12 protein-coding genes are annotated in these 18,024 nt (G+C 50.6%); all 12 read right to left on the reverse strand.

Features of this window, described 5'->3' with window-relative positions; translation table 11 throughout:
- Window positions 1–71: 71 nt before the first annotated feature.
- The 12 genes from ACWA2B_RS23085 to ACWA2B_RS23140 all read right to left on the reverse strand — a co-directional run bounded on the left by ACWA2B_RS23085 (window position 72) and on the right by ACWA2B_RS23140 (window position 18,001).
- A complete protein-coding gene (locus tag ACWA2B_RS23085; protein WP_449292654.1) occupies window positions 72–2,519 on the reverse strand; it encodes a rhamnogalacturonan lyase in 2,448 nt (815 codons plus the stop codon).
- A gap of 374 nt (window positions 2,520–2,893) precedes the next feature.
- Window positions 2,894–6,184, reverse strand: coding sequence for a DUF5704 domain-containing protein (locus tag ACWA2B_RS23090; RefSeq protein ID WP_449292655.1), 3,291 nt, complete (start codon window positions 6,182–6,184; stop codon window positions 2,894–2,896).
- A 4-nt stretch (window positions 6,185–6,188) separates the two neighbouring features.
- Entirely contained in the window at window positions 6,189–7,133 is a 945-nt protein-coding gene (locus ACWA2B_RS23095) for a copper amine oxidase N-terminal domain-containing protein (RefSeq protein WP_449292656.1), read from the reverse strand.
- Window positions 7,134–7,575: 442 nt separating this feature from the next.
- A complete protein-coding gene (locus tag ACWA2B_RS23100; RefSeq protein WP_449292666.1) occupies window positions 7,576–9,876 on the reverse strand; it encodes a beta-L-arabinofuranosidase domain-containing protein in 2,301 nt (766 codons plus the stop codon).
- Between the two features lie 86 nt (window positions 9,877–9,962).
- Window positions 9,963–11,186 (reverse strand): NAD(P)/FAD-dependent oxidoreductase, encoded by a 1,224-nt coding sequence (locus ACWA2B_RS23105; protein ID WP_449292657.1) that lies wholly within the window; start codon window positions 11,184–11,186, stop codon window positions 9,963–9,965.
- On the reverse strand, window positions 11,183–11,518 hold the full coding sequence (locus ACWA2B_RS23110) for a (2Fe-2S)-binding protein (protein WP_029516055.1): 336 nt from the start codon (window positions 11,516–11,518) through the stop codon (window positions 11,183–11,185). Before ACWA2B_RS23110 ends, ACWA2B_RS23105 begins: the two co-directional genes overlap by 4 nt.
- Entirely contained in the window at window positions 11,515–11,829 is a 315-nt protein-coding gene (locus ACWA2B_RS23115) for a (2Fe-2S)-binding protein (protein WP_029516054.1), read from the reverse strand. Before ACWA2B_RS23115 ends, ACWA2B_RS23110 begins: the two co-directional genes overlap by 4 nt.
- Entirely contained in the window at window positions 11,822–13,258 is a 1,437-nt protein-coding gene (locus ACWA2B_RS23120; RefSeq protein ID WP_449292658.1) for an aldehyde dehydrogenase family protein, read from the reverse strand. Before ACWA2B_RS23120 ends, ACWA2B_RS23115 begins: the two co-directional genes overlap by 8 nt.
- A gap of 15 nt (window positions 13,259–13,273) precedes the next feature.
- Window positions 13,274–14,161, reverse strand: a complete 888-nt coding sequence (locus ACWA2B_RS23125; RefSeq protein ID WP_069010324.1) for a dihydrodipicolinate synthase family protein — start codon at window positions 14,159–14,161, stop codon at window positions 13,274–13,276.
- A gap of 63 nt (window positions 14,162–14,224) precedes the next feature.
- Window positions 14,225–15,226: a proline racemase family protein gene (locus ACWA2B_RS23130; protein ID WP_209950062.1), complete on the reverse strand. Its 1,002-nt coding sequence runs from the start codon at window positions 15,224–15,226 to the stop codon at window positions 14,225–14,227.
- The gene (locus tag ACWA2B_RS23135; RefSeq protein ID WP_209950063.1) at window positions 15,223–16,431 is read right to left on the reverse strand and encodes an NAD(P)/FAD-dependent oxidoreductase; all 1,209 of its coding nucleotides are present in this window, start codon (window positions 16,429–16,431) and stop codon (window positions 15,223–15,225) included. Before ACWA2B_RS23135 ends, ACWA2B_RS23130 begins: the two co-directional genes overlap by 4 nt.
- Window positions 16,432–16,477: 46 nt before the next feature.
- Window positions 16,478–18,001, reverse strand: a complete 1,524-nt coding sequence (locus ACWA2B_RS23140; protein ID WP_209950064.1) for an Ig domain-containing protein — start codon at window positions 17,999–18,001, stop codon at window positions 16,478–16,480.
- Window positions 18,002–18,024: the final 23 nt, after the last annotated feature.

Genomic DNA, 18,024 nt, shown 5'->3' on the forward strand with positions numbered 1-18,024 from the left:
AATACGGCTCTCCTTTTGAGATAAGAAACTTTAATTTTTTATTATATATTTTGGGAAATAGTCTCCGCTTATCATTCCTTCACATCTATTTTCGTCCCATCGACTATCGTTCCATCGACTTCTTTTTCATCTACCTCTGCTGCCTCTACTTCATCCGCTTCGTCACTGCTCTCTTCCTCTATTAAGGCTTTTGGCGTGTAGAGCTTGGGAATCGGCACATTCGCCCAATCCATATCGGATGCAAAATAAAAGCTCGTGTAGGACGGCTGGTTATACCCGGTATTTTGACGCGCCACATCCGTGCGATACTGCGGATCATGCATCAACGTGTACAATTTATGCGTCGTAGGTTCTGTGCTCAGATAGATACGGATGGCTGAGCTATCCGCTGTACGGACGAGCATTTCCTCCCGCCAATCTCCGAAAATGTCGGCTACCAGCGATGGCGTTCCTTTCGTATAGTTGTTCGTTTTGGTTCCAGTGGCGGTCAACAATGTACCTCGTTTCCAATCTTCAATGGTTGGGGTTACATCAATTGCGCCGTTTACGATTTGTGTGGTCATATCGGCTGCCCATTTGATACTCATATTGGTACCCGGTATCTTCGTATCCAGCTGTTTACCCGCTGCGGTCCATAGGCCTATGGCCCAAGTCTCCAGACCTCGCTGATCCGGGTCTATGTCACCGACCATTCCCCGACCAGTATCCTTGCCGGAGTATGCGCCGTAAATGATTTCACCTGTTTTGGCATCCCGCAAAGAATAGCCATATGGAGCGTAAGTGCCACCTTCATGTACCATAAAGATTTCTTTGCCGGGGCGATCCGGGTCAATATCGGTTACATGCAGTGCATCGCCGTGCCCCAATCTGGCGGTTTGACCCGGAGTTGCACTTTCAGGAGGCATGACATCAAATGAGCTGTACAACAGGCTGCCATCATGGTCAATCGTGGCGGAACCGTATACGATTTCGTCCTTGCCGTCACCGTCCACATCCACCACGCTCAAAGAATGCGCTCCCTGTGTGGTCAAGGTGCCAAATTTCGGGTCCGTTCCATCACGCCCGTGCGGACTATCGTTAAATGGATTGGTCATCGGTGCCCAGCCACTGTCCACCATCCAATGTTTTTGGAGATGGCGACCATCCCATGTGTAGGTGGCCAAAGTGGAACGCGTATAATAGCCGCGTGCAAATACGGCATACGGCTTGCGGCCGTCCAGATAGGCCACACCTGCCAGGAAGCGGTCTACACGGTTGGCGGGTTCAATTCGGGCCATGGCGTAGTCGCCCCACATGAGGCCATCGTCATGACGCTCCGGCTCATAGCGGACGGTATCCAGCTCAGCTCCCGTTTTCCCCTTGAAAATTGTCAAATACTCTGGTCCATCGACAATAAAGCCCTCGAACTCTCTCAGCTTGTTTTTGTCGCTCCGTGATGGTGCATATACATCCATAAAGTAGTCTGTCAGGCTTTCCGCATCCTTTCGGGATAACGGATAACTGTACTTCGGAGCGATGCCAAAGCATTCCTCCAGCGTAGCAGGCCATTGTCCCTTGACCACTTCTTCATGCTTCGTCCAGTTCATGAACATGTTCACCACATGCTCATAATAATCCGAACGACTCAAACGGTAATCGTCCTCATGTGTAATCCCTGCTTTGCGATCCTCACGTGGCAGAGTAATATACTTTTCTTTTTTCGCCTTGCCCTTCTTATCAAAAGAAATCGTTTTGGTCCCTGGAGCCGTTTTGAACATCAGCTCGGCTTTACCATCGCCGTCAAAATCGTACACCATCATCTGTGTATAATGCGCACCTGATCGAATATTCACGCCTAGGTCGATCCGGTACAGCAGCTTGCCTTCGGCCGTATACGCATCAACATACGTATTTCCGGTATACCCCTTCTGAGATACATCTTTGGAGTTCGACGGGTCCCATTTTACAAAAAACTCATATTGCCCGTCTCCATCCACATCCCCCACACTCATATCGTTGGCCGAATACGTATAGGATTCACCTGCCGGGGTTACTCCATCAGCAGGCTTTTGGAGAGGAAGTTCATAGTAACCCTGCTGCCATGGCTTCACTTTAGCGCTACGATCCTTTTCCCGCCCATTAACGACTGAAGCCACTCTGTATACTGATTTACCATTCCCTTCCTTATCCACATAGTTGGTACTGTCGGTCACTGTCGCAATCTTCTTACCGTCACGGTATACGTTGAAGTCCGCTCCTGTCAGCCCCGTTGAACCGTAACCGTTCACTTCTTGAGCCAATAACCGCCAGCTTAAAAAGACCCCTTCCTGCGTCACCGCAGCTACCAGTCCGCGATCCAACTTTTCCAGCTGAATGCTACCGCTACGGTTCTGTTCAACTGCAATGGCTGATTCCGCCTGTAGTGTCGGTTCGGACAAATCTTCCGCAGCCACTCCTCCAGTCGTGCCCGTCATCGCCAGCATGGTTGCCAGCGCAGCGGTCAAGGTTCCCTTTCGCCATGCGCCTTTCCTTTGAGCCATTCAAGTCGTCCTCCTCAATTGTATTGTGATGACAAGCAAGTACGCCAAAATGATTGCGCTTACATAAATTAAATTCCCTATTATTATAGTTTTGCCGTTCCTTCAAACGCGTTTAAATATCCGAGGATTTCCCTACACAAATCCGTGTTGTTTACTCATTCCAAATAAAACAGCCCCCACCAAGCCTGTATGAAAACGGCATGCTAAGGGCTGAACACCGCCAAACTCCCCATGAAGGCAGAGGAAGTAGGCAAAATCATATTCGCATAAACTCAAAAGGAAATATAAAAAAACGGACAGTGGATTGTTCCCATTGTCCGTTTTTTTATATTTCGCGCTAGTTATGGATTAGGATTCGTCTTGATTACTGCAACCTAGTGAGGGACAAATGAACTCAAATCGTCTCGGCTGGACTGATCTGTATGATAAAACACGACATCCCCGTCCTGTAAATAAAAGGTATGCCCGTACGGGTCTTTTATCTCTCGGCGGTAACCCTCCAGTTGCCACTGGTTCAGTAGCGGGCCATTTATATACTGTAAATGCGGATGCTCAGCGTCCCCCTGACGCAGTGACTCTATATTAAAGCCGACGACGATAAAGCCCGTTTTCTTGAATATATCTGTATGCTCGTTTAGCTCCTGACGGCGACTGACCTCGCGCAAATCCGTGCCTTTGGTGACTGCGTACACATCAGCAGGCAGGCTATATTCACCATACCAGCGCTGAATCGACGCATTAGCGCGATCTACGTTAACCCCATCCGGCAGTTCTGTCTTTGGACCGATTAAAGTACGCACAGCCGCAGGCAGCACCAGCCAGTCGTAGCGTCCAACCCAGGTCTTGCTGCGTGCAATACGGTGGGCATACAGGGAAACATAACGTTCCAGTGTCAACTGGCTTTGCTGTGCTTCACTCAGCTCATGCTTGTATTGGTAGGCTGCCGCGTCCTGCATTTCCTCCATCGGCACATTGCGTAGCCGTTCATTCAAAATAACATAGCGCTTTTCCCGATCCTCCGCCGATCCCAAACGGATAAATTTTCGACTGCCGGAATGTGTATACAGATCTACCTCTTCCCGCTGTAGCCCATCTTTGCTCACCCAATAGAACGATGGCGTGATGCGAATACCGTCCTTGGCGCTAAACATATTGCCTTTGGTCTTGAGGTCAAACTTGAAATGATAACCTGTCTTGACCGCCACATTTGCATAACCTTCATATGGGTGACTGCCGGGGCGAACGGGCAAGGTGAATGGCTCCGGGTTCCCTCTAGGCAACCCATCAATATTGCCAAGCCCCGTCCAATAGGACAGGCCGCTATGCGTTGGACTTCCTTTTCGCTGCCGAAATACCCGCTCCCAATGGTAATCGGCAATATCCGTGATATGAAAATCGTACATCCGTCCGATGACCTCTATATTTACCACATCATTGGCAACATGGTGGGCGATATCCGTGTTGGCATGGTGCTGTTCGGTGAACCCGTCCGGTGCATTTTCGGCAATGGTACGGAACTCTACTGTATAGTTGCCTTCATCCACCCATACGGGCAAATAAAAGTCTGTGTCGAGCTGCAGCACCGGAATGTCGATCCAGGTACCTCGTGGATAAAATAGTGTCTTTCCTTTGTCGTACACATCGAACGGAAATCGCACCTGCTTGGTTCGTACATATTTGGCATACTCCCGATCACCATAGCCAGGAATGTTCAAATGCGGACCTGCTGTCGAGATCGTCACCCGGAAAGGGCGCTCCAAAATAAGCGCGGATCGTCCCTTCGTAGGTTGGGTTTTCTGATTATGAGCAGCATCGTCCGACACACTAGACAGATTCACTACGGGAGTGTGGACAGTCACTGTATTGATTCCCTTTATCGGGAACGTTTTATCCGCACCTCCATTGATATTTCCCTTGAGAATAGCGTAAGTGATGTCACCGCTGCTGGGCGTATTGGACTTATTTATCTTATGCTTATCAATCACATGATTCGGACTGTACAGCACATCCGGCCCGATTTTTACGGGTTCAGGGATTTTGCCAGGAGTCGGCCCCTTTTCCTTGACACGCTGGTGGTCCATGATCGTTTGACCGTTGAATTTCACAGTATCGTTTTCCACTTCCACGTCTGGTGTAGCCTTCTGGGCCACAGGCTCCAGTGATCTTTGTTCATTGGGCACCTTCGGCATACTCTTGCCGCCATAAATATAAAGTGAACCCCCATCGACGATGCCCGGAGAAGGAGCCGGATAATATTTTCCGTTGGTCGCTGATTCTACAGACGGCGGCGTGTAATTCCGTGGTGGAATCGTAATACTACCTCCCGGCAGTGCATAGTTACGTAGCTGCGCGTTCTTGATACCGTACACCTCAAGGTTGTCGATCACCCAGTAGGAGTACGGTTTCACAATTTCGTATTTGTAATACTCCACGACCTTCATGTGCCGGGTATCGTTGATATCTTCCCATTCCAGATCATACGTACGCTTCAGCTTGACGTTGTAGGTGCACTCGCCTTTGAGCTGTTGGTAGGTGTTTTGAAACAGGTAATTCCGGGCCAGCACGTTTCCGTACAGGCTTTCAGAAGTTGGAATACCCTTGGCTACATCAAAACGTGACGCGCCTCGCTGATCGGCTTTAATAACGGCGGATACCGTCGGGTCCAGTTCAGCAGTTTCCAAGCGCAGTCCTGGAACGGGACGGGAGCAGACAACACCATTTGGCTGTTCATTATCTTGGCAATCTGAGGGTGCTCCCTCTTGGCTTTCTCCAGGCTTAGGACAGCCCTGAGCTTCTTTGTAATACAGATAGACGGTAAACTGCTCAAAAGAACCGTCATAGGTAAATCCGGATACAATTCCCGGCAAAATATCTCCGCTCGGCGGTTTACCGGTCGTGCTTTTCTTGTAGCCCACATACTCATATTTTGGGTTGGTTGGCGGGATGAAATCATACAGTTGATCAGCTTTTAGTTCATCTTCTATTGGTGTAAATACGTTGTTGTTAAGAGATTTTCCATCAGTGGTAAAATGCTTGACGATCAGACCACTCTCTAGTTCAATCTTGAACAGGATCGGTTGGTAGATGCGCCAGGCTTCTACCTCTTTGGCACAGGTAGGGCAGCTCTCTTCTTTTATATTTTTCGCTCGACCTACCGCATTCAATCTCATATTTACCGTAATTGGAATGATGGTGGTTTCCGTTCCAATGCCCTGTTTCTCAAAAGGCCGAATGTCTGAATCTTGTGTACCTTTACTGATTGCACGCGCATAATCAGTATAACTATCAGATCGGGACTCTTGGAAATACTTGAAATAGTCAAGATTCTTTTTATTATTATCCGTCTTAGGGTCATAAAGTGATGCTTTCACACTTTTTATTTTTCTACCTGGAAACTGAAACTTGTAAGTGAATTTGGCTTCACCCTGCATGTCCTTATCGGGCTCCTTGCCGCCGTCCGTGACCCAAACCCCAGCTGTGTTCTTCCACATGTCGAAATACATCATACCAACAAAGTAGCGATTGTTCCTATCTGCAAAGTAAGATAACGGCGTAATTTCCGTTTCGGCAGCTGCCCTGTTTATGGGAAAAGAAAAAGGTGGGAGCTGCAACAGTAGCAGTACCCCCACCAGTAATACGGCCAGAACGCGTTGTGTCTTTTTCATATGCTTAATTACCCTTCCACGGGTTGACCATCATCGGAATATAATCCTGTGATGCAAGGTCAAAACCAATGTATTCAATGTCTGATAGTTTAAACGATTTATAATTCTTTATTCCTTGAAAGAGTTCATCGCCAGACGAATAAATTGGGTAATAAACTATCTTTGTACCATCACCGTTATCTTGCATCAAGTCATCCATTGGGTAACGAAGACGTGTATCTTTATTCTTGGTCAGATAGAAAATACTGCCCGCTGTTGACTTCGTCTTCACTCTCATTTTGAGGTAAGGAACACCTTTCGGAGACGTGTACGGCTCAACAGTGTAAACGTCATGCAGTAACTTGATAGGCAAATCGGATTGTTTAAAAATCACGACTTTATCATACGGCTTGCCTACAACGTTATTGATGAGACTTCGAGTAGTATTTATCGCCTTCTTATACGGCTCGATACTTACCGCCTTATGCCCCGTATCCTCCAACGCAGCAATTTTCTTCTTCCCAATCCAGACCCAGCGGCTGACCTTATCCCACTCTACCGTTTGCCCCAGACCCTCACTTACCAACCGCAGCGGCACAAAAGTACGGTTTTGCTTCAAAATAATCTTCGTTTCATACGTTTTGGTCTGCCCATCCACGGTAGCGGTGTTTTGACCCACTGTCATGTTAACAGCATGTGCATCATTTTTAATCGACACAGCCAATTGACCGCCTGTTTTCTCCCAGCCTACCTTAGCCCCTAGTGCTTCGGATACAAAACGAATCGGAACCATCACATAATCGTTACTATCCTGAAAAGGTTTAGCATCTGGAAACTGTATTTTTTTGGCGTTTAACAAGACTTCAATGGGTTTGGTGCTGCTTGCCGCCTCCGTCGTTGGAATCGTACTTGTCGCGCCCCATAGCAACGTGGCTGCCGTCAAACTCAACATCCATTTTTTCATACTCATCTCTCTATCCCCTTTGTCAGCTTAAACTTTAAACTATGTATATCATCTCTAATCTCATAAACTTATCGCATCCCCACTTTCGGAAAATACTGGATACAACTTATATATTATAGGGTTTCCCTATTACAAAATCTATAAGAAAAACTTCTAATACAAAGTATTCCAAACAAATAGACTCTATTGAGCAATCAGCAATCCCTCCCCCTAAATCATAGAACTGACTCTTAAAAAAGTTATACTTCTGAAAATCCCAACAAAAAAGGGCTGCCTCTCCCCTATGAAGGAAGAAACAGCCCGTGTGCTTCACGCGCAACAAAACTATGAATATATCAGCTCATACCACCATATGGATTATTCCAGCATCATCCAATATTCCTTACATCATAAATCATACCGGACGAAAAATCAAACGTTACTTTTTTCTCACGAAACATTCCACAGATCATTCATGAATACCTGAACTTCCAGCTTGATAGAGTTGCTCATATACGTCCTTGTTGACCATCCTCAGCCCAAAACATCTGCGAATACGCTGTCCCGGCTTGGCCTTGAAAGTCACTGTCGCTTGATCCTTACCCTCCAGATATGCAGCCGGAATAGCGGCATTCACGTTGTAAAATTTATCGGCTTCATCAAAACCTTCACTAAAATGCTCAAGCGGATGACCGTTAATCAAAATATCAAAACCACAGTTTGGCATTTCCAGCGTAGCCGTGTAGGTAATAACCAACAGCATCGGAGCAACCGGATTTGTCTTCAAATCGAAAGAAAACCAACCGTCAATTCCCGCATTCCGATAAGGTCGGTTATTCACATATCCGGTGCGAGTCGAGGCATCTCCCTGGAAGTTATGGTCCCGCTCCGGCTGCATTTCTCCGGGTTGGGCAAAATCAATCGTACACTGCTCCAGAATCGCCAGCTTTTCGCGTGCCGCTGTGTATTCCTGTTCCGCTTCCTGCCACGCTTCCTTCGTAAAAATGTCCCAGTATACGGAATACGTACGGTCATGCATTTTATACAGAGGAGACAATTCCACATCCCGGGGATGCCCTGCATTCAAGGTACGGAACGTATTCGTCTTATCCTCTACAGACTGTATCCAGGCATCCAGCTTTTCCGTTTGAGGGATAAATACCGGTGTATAGAGGAAATCCTTGGCTTTAGGATCTTCTAAGGGTCCAAGGTCGCCTGCCAGCACCAACGGTCCATACATAACAGCCGCCCGATCCGGATTATCCGGCATCTGCTCCAGCCTCAGCGACATCGGAATCGTCACCTCTACAACATCCCCGTCAATCCACGTTCTGGCGATAGAGATGAAGCTGCCCGGTTCCGATACAACCGACTGTTCTTTGCCATTTACACGAATGGTAATTCCTTTTTCAGCCCAATATGGATAGCGGATGAGTAGCGTAAATGAGGCAGGTTGATCGCATTGAATCTCCAGCGTCGTATGATCTGTATCTGGATAGGAAGTGTTTTGTTTTAGCGTAACGCCTCTGTCCTTCCATTCCAGCGTGGAAGCAATGAACTGATTGACATACAGCTTATCGTGATCGTGAAAATAAATACCGCTGCCGTAGCTCGCATGGTTTTCCATCCCTGTACCAACACAGCATGTGAAATCGTCAAATTTGCTTTCAAAATGCTTGTGCCCGCCCATCGCCAGCGACAGAAAATACGTTACGCCCCCGTGAACCGGGTCCTGCGAGGCCAAAATATGATTGAATAGACCTCGCTCATAAAAGTCGACTTCCTTGGCGGAAACATTCCATTGAAACAGATGATTTGTCAGCTTGAGCATGTTATAGGTGTTGCACGTCTCCGTCGTATGAGGCCCGATGCGATCATTCAAGCCATCCGGCGCTCCAAAATATTCTCCAAAGCTATTCCCGCCAATGACATACGAATGATGATCCACCACCCGCTCCCAAAAAAACTCCACCGTCTCCCGGCGCTTCGTATCATTAGTCAGCTCATATTCCTTGGCAAGCCCGATCAGCTTCGGAATCTGTGTGTTGGCGTGAATGCCCTGTAAACAGTCTTCCTGCGAGCTAAGCGGGTCCAGCACCAGCTTGTGCCAGAAGCACTCAGCCAGCCGCAAGTAGCGCTCTTCCCCGGTATCCGCATACAAATCGGCCAATACCTCATTCATGCCTCCATATTCGCAAAACATCATCTGCTGCATCTGCTCATCGCTCATCGGCTTCATCATTCCTTCGAGCCAGTCCGCCAGCTTACGCTCTACCGTTAATGCCTTATCACAGCCTGTCAAATGATACGCATCACGCAGACCAGCGAACAACTTGTGTAGTGTATACAAAGGAGCCCAAGCACCGTTCAGGTCAAAGCCCTTCGAACGAATATTTCCGGCAGATACCTCTTCAAAAAGTTCCTTTCCCCCTGGAATACCGGATACATATCCGTCACCATGCGCCGTCTGACAAACGTCCAGCTCATCCGTAATGTAATGTGCAATTTCTTTGAAACGCTCATCGCCCGTTGAAGCATACATCATGGAGCAAGCGGACAAATAATGTCCCAGTGTATGACCGGAAATAGTCATCGCTTCCCAGCCCTCATATTGAGGCGCTTTGGGCGTAAGTCCGGCATATTCCCGAAAACGCGCCAGCAGACGGTCTGGTTGAAGCTCCAACAGATAAGATCGGTTCAGCTCCATCGCCTGTTTGAAGGGACCTTCAGCCAATACCACCTCGTTCAGTGCGAACGGTCTTGCTTTCATATGGGCTTTTGCTTTAAGAGTCACTTTCCGTTCCTCCTTTAAGACGAATTTGGGACAAAAAAACGCATATCAAACACAACGAGCCGTTACGCGCCGCTGCCAAAGGTTTGCCCCCACTGCTGGTACAGCTGCGTTCTCGCCTCTGTAATGCCGGGATGAAACTGAATCAGCGCATGCTTACGTGCAAAATGGACCTCACGGATCGCCTCCTGCACCCGCTGTTCCCCGCCTGCTCCACCGAGTCCAGCGGCATGCAGCATGGAAGCGGCGGCTAATCGACCTTGAGCCATCGCGACCAGCCCGCTTTCGATGCCGGTAATATTGCCGGCAACGTACAGCCCTTTGAGCGAGGTTTCCATTCGCTCACCGTGCAGTGGAACATGCCCGCCTAGCTCAGGGCTGTACACGAATTTGCACCCAGCTACCGCCGCCAGCTCAGCGAGCGGGTACAAGCCGCCGCTGAGCGCCACGAAGTCGGCGGGTTCGACGCGCTCGCTGCCAGGGATAGGCGAGCCGTCCGGTTTGACGTGGACCAGGGTCACGGATTCGACCCGGTCCTGCCCGTTGACGGACAGCACCGCCGTCCGCAACCGGATCGGGATATCCCACAGACGGAAGCCTCTGTGGGGATAGCAGCACGCGATGAGTTTCTCCATCCGCATCGCCGCTGCCAGCCTGCCGCCTGCACGCATCCAGGCGGCAGGAGCTAGCCCCGACAGCTGAAGCAGCAGCTTCGCGGAGGCTGTCGGATCTGCCGCCGCACCAGCCAGCGGATTAGCGCACGGCAGTGTAATTGCCGCCACCTTCACCCCGGCGACAGACAGCTCGCGGGCAATCGCCATCGACAATACGTTCATGCCTACGATGATGCCGCGTTCCCCCGGCTTAACGTAATGAACATTAGTCATTACTTGTGCGGCCCCGATAGACATGACGCCCGGTAACGTCCAGCCATCCAGCGGAACGGGAATTTCGGCAGCTCCAGTCGCTAGCAATACGTAATCCGCAGTGAACAATCCACAGGAAGTGGAAATTTCCCACGTTGTTGTATATTCCATACCATGCACGGAAACGCCGCAGCGAATGTCCACCCCAAGCTCCCCGCAACGGGTAATCAGCTCATCCGAAACGTGTTTTCCAACCCACCAGCCTTGACTGCCTTCCTCATGATATTGCCCGGGCATACGTCCACCCGGCTCTGTAAACTCATCCAGTACCGTGACTGGCAATCCTTGCTCAGCAGCCGATACCGCTGCGGACAATCCGGCGGGACCCGCCCCAATGACGATAAGATGCGCCATTTCATTCATGTCACAATTCTCCCTGTGATTTCATTCGAAAGCTGCCGCCCGGTTTCCACCACCATACCTTCTTCCAGCTTGGTCAGGCAGGAACGGACGGTACCGAACGGATGAACCGTCAGGCGGCATTCGTTACAATGCCCAATGGCGCAGTATACGCCTCTGGCCGTACCGGATTCCTCATGCCTTCTCAGCAAACGGACACCGCTGGCCAGCAGCGCTGCTGCCAATGGTTCTCCAGCCAATCCCTGCATGGGACGACCGTCAAAAAAGAAAGATACCTGCCGCCGCTCCGGCTTTGGTCCCAAAATAGGATGATTTACAATACGCGTGCGGCTCATAAAGAACCTCCCTCTGCCAGCTGCCCGAACGTTACGGGACGCACTGGTGGCCTTTGCGATAACAGCTCCGCCTCCCGGCGGGCAGCAGGAACCTGATTGTAAAACCATGACTCCACCAATTGTCGGCATACCCTACCCTGACATGCCCCCATCGTCACCCGCGTAGCCATTTTAAGCTGGCGCACGGTGTCCATACCCATGCGGCAAGCCTGCTCCATCTGTGCGATACTCACTTCTTCACAGCGACATATGAGCAAATGACCTGATGCGCTCCCCACCGTCTCACTTCGTCCCGTCACCCGCTTACTCATAGCTGATCGCACAGGTTTTAATCGCTGAATAAAAATCCAGCGCCGCCTGGCCCTGTTCCCGGGTATGTGAACTGGATTGCTTCAGACCGCCAAACGGAGCCTGGTATTCCACACCAGCCGTCTCCTGATTAACCCGAACCATACCGGCGTTCGCCTCATCCAGAAACCGATGAGCCAACCGCAAATCGCGGGTGAATAGAGAGGCGCTTAATCCATAAATAGAATCATTGCACAGTCGAATTGCATCCTCGAAGTCGTCCGCTTGCACGACCCCCAACACAGGTCCAAAAATCTCCTCCTGAATCAACGGATGGGATGAATTGAGTCCAGTCGCCACCAGTGGACGCACATAATATCCGTTCTCTGTCCCGGCGGCGGCTCCACCTTCGGCCAAAATGTGAGCTTCCCGACGTGCGAGTGATACATAGGACATGACCTTCTCGTATTGACCTGCGGATGCCACAGGTCCAAGATACGCACCGGGGTCAAGCGCCGGAGCGATCTGTATTTTTTCCACCGCTTGGCGTAAGGCTTCCGTGAACGTCTCATAGACAGACTGTTCCACGATCACCCGGCTGGTGGCCGTGCATTTCTGCCCGGCTGAACGTAAAGCTCCGCTGATAATCATCGCCACCGCCTGTGCTACATCCGCGTCTTTCAGCACAATGGCGGCATTTTTACCTCCCATCTCGGTCTGGTATTTCATGTTACGGCGCGCGCATCGCTCGGCAATGCCCAAACCTGTAGCGGTGGAACCCGTGAAGCTGACCGCATCTAGTACCGGAAGCTCCAATAAGGCATCGCCAATACGGTTCCCCTGCCCAATGACTAAGTTCAGTACACCGGGTGGAAGCTGCACCGCCTCGAATAGCTTGGCGACCCGTACTGCAGTTAATGAAGCATGTTCGGCAGGCTTCCAGATGACCGTGTTTCCGCACAAAAGTGCAGGGGCGATTTTCCATAGCGGAATAGCTACCGGAAAATTCCACGGCGTAATGACAGCCGTTACCCCCAGCGCAATGCGCTTTGTGTATTGGAGCACTCCCGGCTCATTCGAAGGAATGACTGTACCGATGGAACGTACGCCTTCTGCCGCATAGTAGCGGAGCAGATGGACACCTCGCATGACCTCTCCGCGCATCTCGGTAATCGGCTTGCCCATCTCACGACTGGCCAGCTCAGCCAATTCAGGTAATGCTGCCTCTAGTAAACCGGCTGCTTTGAACAGATAAACTCCCCGCGCTGCGGGACTTAAAGCGGCCCAGCCCGCCTGAGCCAGCCGTGCCGCATCCCCGGCCTGTGTAATATCGCTCGTTTCTGAAAAATGGACGACTCCCACCTCCTCCTTCAAGTCCGAAGGATTGTGAACCACCATTTCCTCGCCGGAAGGGCTCAGCCACTCACCACCGATCCAATTTCGGCTCTCCATCGTCTTCACCTCCATTCAGGATGATACTTCGCTTGGACGAACCGCCACCTCAAATGCTTCGCGAATGCGGTCATAATCCGCCTGCGGCAGCGCAAGTCTGGGCGGACGTGTCGGACCGACCGGAAATCCAGCCAGCTCCATCATATATTTGATGGACTGTACCAATTGCGGGCTGGCATCATAGTGGAACAGCGGCAGCAGCTTGCGATACAACGCGGACGCTTCTGCCATATTTCCCGCCTGCGCAAGTCGGAACAGTTCTACCCCTTCCTTGGGCAACGCATTAGGCACCCCCGAAATCCAGCCTGTCGCGCCGAACAATGCCCCCTCCATCGCTAGATTATCTACTCCGACCATGACCTCCAGCTCTGTCTGATCCAAAATAGCGTGAATACGCCGTACATCACCGGAAAATTCCTTGACTGCTACGATATTTTCAATTCGCGACAAGTCCGCAAGAATATCTGGAGTCAAGTCAACCTTGTAATCATGGGGGTTGTTATACGCAATGATCGGCAAGCCCACCTTTGACAATGCTTCATAATGGGCCGTTACCTCATGAGGCAGTGGATTGTAATTAATGGGTGGCAGTGCCATGACACCCGCAGCCCCAGCATCCTTCGCATGCTGAATCCAATGCACCGCTTGTTTGGTGGACGGAGCCGCCGAGCCGACAACAACCGGGACACGCCCTGCCGCAGCGTCAATTACGGTATGCACAACCTGCGACCGTTCCTCCGGGGACAAAGCCGCATATTCTCCCAGCGATCCTGTAGGAACCAGTCCGCTAATGCCACTTGCAATCAGATGCTCGCATAGCTCGGTAAGACGCTTATGGTCTACCTCCAGCTCTGCCGTGAACGGTGTAACCAAGGCCACATATACACCTTCAAAACGTGCCATATGCTTACCAACCCTTTCCGATCTTTATTTTCATATTCAGCATTCGGGAATGATGTAAAATGCTCACATCAGCAAAAAACCTTCTTTAAGCGGGTCCTCAGGATCCAACACAAATTGATGATGTCCCGTCACCCAAGCCGAGCCTGTAATTTGTGGGATGACTGCCGGATAAGGACCGATCTGCGTCTCCCCCACGATTTCAGCCCGAAACATGGAACCTGTGATGCTTTCATGTACAAACGGCTCATTGAAGTCCAGTTTTCCCTTGGCGTGCAACACCGCTACCTTGGCCGAGGTTCCTGTGCCACAAGGAGAACGATCGATACCTCCCGGTGGGATGACAACGACATTGCGGCAATCGGCCTGTGGAGCCACAGGCTCCCCGTAAAATTCAATATGTGTCAATCCTTGAATAACCGGATTTTCAGGATGTACGACCTCAACAACCGCATTCACCGCCTCCCGAATCTGCACCGCTGTTCGTACAATTTTTGCCCCATGGCTCTGCTCCAGTGCAAGACCGATGGAAGCCGCCTCTACAATGCCGTAAAAGTTGCCTCCATACGCAATATCCAGCGTGACTTGCCCGATGCCCTCTACCTGAATCTCCACTTCACGGCGGTACACAAAAGAAGGGATGTTTGTGAACGTTACTTGTCGCACCTTGCCCGCATCCACCTCCAGTTGCACTTGAACCGGGCCTGCCGGAGTGTCCAGCAATATTGCTTTTTTATCCGCAGCAATCAGTCCGCCCTCCATCAGCGCCGTACATACTCCAATCGTATCGTGACCGCACATCGGTAAATAGCCACCGGTCTCTATAAAGACCACACCAATATCTGCATCAGGATGACAAGGTTCTGTTAAAATGCAGCCTGACATCACCTCATGACCACGCGGCTCGAACATCAGCAAACGGCGAAAATCATCATGATGTGCTGCCATATAAGTCATTTTTTCCAGCATCGTACGACCTACCAGCTTAGGCGCGCCGTGAATGACCGTTCGCGTCGGATTGCCCCCCGTATGGGTATCAATGGTAGTAATTCTGCCTGCTACGATCATCCTGTTACCTCCCCATGAACCTCGTGGCTGGTAAAAACCTCTCCAAATCGGTCATAACGTAGCGGCTCTACCGGAATACAAGTGGATTCACCGCGTACCATTTCGGTCACTAGCTTACCCGTAACCGCCGCAAGACTAATGCCGTCCCCCTCATGACCAGAAGCGATATACAGCCCCAGTACTTCGTCCACCGCTGATACAATTGGCAAATGATCAGGTGTCCATGGACGCAAGCCGGTATACGCCCGCATCAGTGGTACATTGGCTAAATCAGGGAAAAATCGAATGGCTCTGCGGGCGATTAAGCGAATCACCTGCTGATCGACACGTGTGTCCATACCGACAAACTGACGGCTGCTGCCGATCAGAATGTTTTGAGATGCGGTTGGCTCGAATACCAACGCGACACCGTATTTTTCATAAAGCTCATCCACACACCGCTGACCGCCAAACTTGCTCATCAGATAGCCGAACTCCATTACCTTGCGGTTCCCAATGGGAGGCATTCGGGCAGACACCAGTATATGTCCTTTGCGCGGCATGATCGGAAGGTCCAAACCGAGTGAATGACCGATGCTGCGTGTCCACACACCTGCCGCCAATACCACTGCACCTGCATGGATAACGCCATTAGGCGTCTCCACCCCGCGGACGTTCCCCCTTTCGTCCTGAAGGATGGACTGTATCGGCATGCGCGGTAATAACTTGGCTCCCATTCGACGCGCGGCCTCGGCCAGTGCATACGTCATCAACACCGGATTCACAGTGGAATCTGTCGCGCACTCCAGTCCGCCCGGCAAATCTTTCGCTAAATGCGGCCATTCCTGTCGCAAATCCTGCTGATCCAGCATGCGAAACGGAAGTCCTTCCTGCTGCTGACGGGTTACCCACTGCTCAGCCGCTTGCATCTCCTGATCGTTTTCACAGACCAGAATACTGCCAGGCGCACGATACTCAAACTCATCCTCCAGTTCCCTAGCCAGCTCTGCCACCAGCTCCTGCGATACCAACGACATTCGACTGTCAAATCCGGGCTCTTTATCGATTGCCAATATATTGCCATCACAACGGGACGAAGTGCCTCCAGCAATCTCCCCTCGCTCAGCCAGCAAGACCTTCATACCGGACTTAGCTGCATAATAAGCGATGGCTGTACCGATGATTCCGCCGCCTACAATGACCAGATCCGCGGCATCATGTTTCATTCGCTTCCCTCCCTTCGACCGTTTTAATCTGCTTGTGAGGTATGCTTTACAGCTTGAGCGTAAAGCTTTGTGTCACAGGCTTGCTCAGCTCATCATAATCCCGCAGCTGTACGGTGAAGTTATACGTCTTGTTCCCTGCTCCGCTGTCTGCTGTTCCGCTAATCGTTCCTGTAAAACGGTCCAGTGTGAACCCTGCGGGCAGTTGACCGCCTGTCACCATCCAATCGTAAAACGGAACCCCTCCCTTGGCCTCCAGCTTAGCCATGTACGCTTTGCCTTTGACGGGTGCTGGCAATACCTTCGTCATGATTTCTGGCGCGAGGAAAGGAGTCAGGTCCTTACGCAGCGGCCAGCCCGCTTTTTCTGCTACCAGTAGCGAAAGCTTCGTGTTCATCCAGCGCCGGGTCGGGAACAGATGGCGCCAGCCTCCATTTTGTCCACTCAATCTGTCGACTTCTGCGAGCTCTCCAGATAGATGATAGCTGTCATCCAATGCAGCCGGTCTGTGCTGATAAGCCATAATATCAGGGTCATTGCCCGCCGCTTCCTTCAGCGCTTTGACACCCGGGAATGTGTCGCTGAACACAATCGCATGACCGAATTCATGCATGATCAGCCCATGCACATCCGTCACCTTGGACAGATCGGATTGATACCATTCTTCATCGTCTACGGATGTGAATGGAATCGCATCATCATAGAAATCCAAAATCAAACTATAGGAACGGTTCAGGTTCCCCGGGACGGTCACACCGTTACGTGTATGATAATTGCCGTTCGTGGCTGGAAAGCCCGTAGAATACGGCCCGTTCAGCCCTCTCATAAACACCCACATGCCTTTGTAGGGCTTATCATTTGTCACCTGTATTTCATTTTGCCAGTCGTCTCCTGGCAGATGGTTTACCTCCGCTTTGGCAGGAACCTCATCGAAAGGAGCCAGATCAAAGAAATAGAACCAGTCCTTTACCGCCAGCTCTGCGGCTTTTTTGGTAGCTGCATCATTGAAATAAGGCTTGATCGTATCGAATCTGTAGTCAAAATGGAGAGGAACTGTGGGCTCTTTATTATCGTCCTGATCCAACACGCGAATCGGAATGGACTGAGCGGTCGTGTGACCATCATTTCCAGCAACAGACATAGACAGCGTGTAATTCTCTATTTCACCGTTTCCTCCAATCCGGTCAGGATGGATGGCTAGCCGAAAATCTTTTTCCTCCTGTGCATTGGCAAAAGTCAACGTTTTGCTTGCTCCTTGTGCCGACAACGTACTTGGCAGATCCATCATCAGCCGGGACGTGCCCCGCGCATTCAGCGTAACCGTCACCGGAAAAGCAGCATCCACTGGCGGCTTCACTTTTAGCTTTACATACGGGTTCGCCAGATATCCTTGCCAATCAACCAGATCTATACCATAATCGTTCACCGTCCGGCTAAAAATGTCGACGACTTTTACACCCGATTTTGCCTCGGCATAAGCCTGTTGACCCGGAATAGCTGGTGTCAAAGCTACAATGAGAGAAGCCGTCAGCGCAGTCAGCCATATTTTGGTGTGTCTTTTATGCGTGTTCATTTGATCCCCTCCATCTCATTTTT

This window comes from Paenibacillus sp. CMM36, from assembly GCF_053570945.1.

Excerpts from the sequence above, each read along its gene's own strand:
- ACWA2B_RS23125 (WP_069010324.1), bottom strand. The coding sequence starts at position 14,161 with ATGGCACGTTTTGAAGGTGTATATGTGGCCTTGGTTACACCGTTCACG.
- ACWA2B_RS23135 (WP_209950063.1), bottom strand. The coding sequence starts at position 16,431 with ATGAAACATGATGCCGCGGATCTGGTCATTGTAGGCGGCGGAATCATC.
- ACWA2B_RS23095 (WP_449292656.1), bottom strand. The coding sequence starts at position 7,133 with ATGAGTATGAAAAAATGGATGTTGAGTTTGACGGCAGCCACGTTGCTA.
- ACWA2B_RS23105 (WP_449292657.1), bottom strand. The coding sequence starts at position 11,186 with ATGAATGAAATGGCGCATCTTATCGTCATTGGGGCGGGTCCCGCCGGA.
- ACWA2B_RS23115 (WP_029516054.1), bottom strand. The coding sequence starts at position 11,829 with ATGAGTAAGCGGGTGACGGGACGAAGTGAGACGGTGGGGAGCGCATCA.
- ACWA2B_RS23100 (WP_449292666.1), bottom strand. The coding sequence starts at position 9,876 with ATGAAAGCAAGACCGTTCGCACTGAACGAGGTGGTATTGGCTGAAGGT.
- ACWA2B_RS23140 (WP_209950064.1), bottom strand. The coding sequence starts at position 18,001 with ATGAACACGCATAAAAGACACACCAAAATATGGCTGACTGCGCTGACG.
- ACWA2B_RS23110 (WP_029516055.1), bottom strand. The coding sequence starts at position 11,518 with ATGAGCCGCACGCGTATTGTAAATCATCCTATTTTGGGACCAAAGCCG.
- ACWA2B_RS23120 (WP_449292658.1), bottom strand. The coding sequence starts at position 13,258 with ATGGAGAGCCGAAATTGGATCGGTGGTGAGTGGCTGAGCCCTTCCGGC.
- ACWA2B_RS23090 (WP_449292655.1), bottom strand. The coding sequence starts at position 6,184 with ATGAAAAAGACACAACGCGTTCTGGCCGTATTACTGGTGGGGGTACTG.
- ACWA2B_RS23085 (WP_449292654.1), bottom strand. The coding sequence starts at position 2,519 with ATGGCTCAAAGGAAAGGCGCATGGCGAAAGGGAACCTTGACCGCTGCG.
- ACWA2B_RS23130 (WP_209950062.1), bottom strand. The coding sequence starts at position 15,226 with ATGATCGTAGCAGGCAGAATTACTACCATTGATACCCATACGGGGGGC.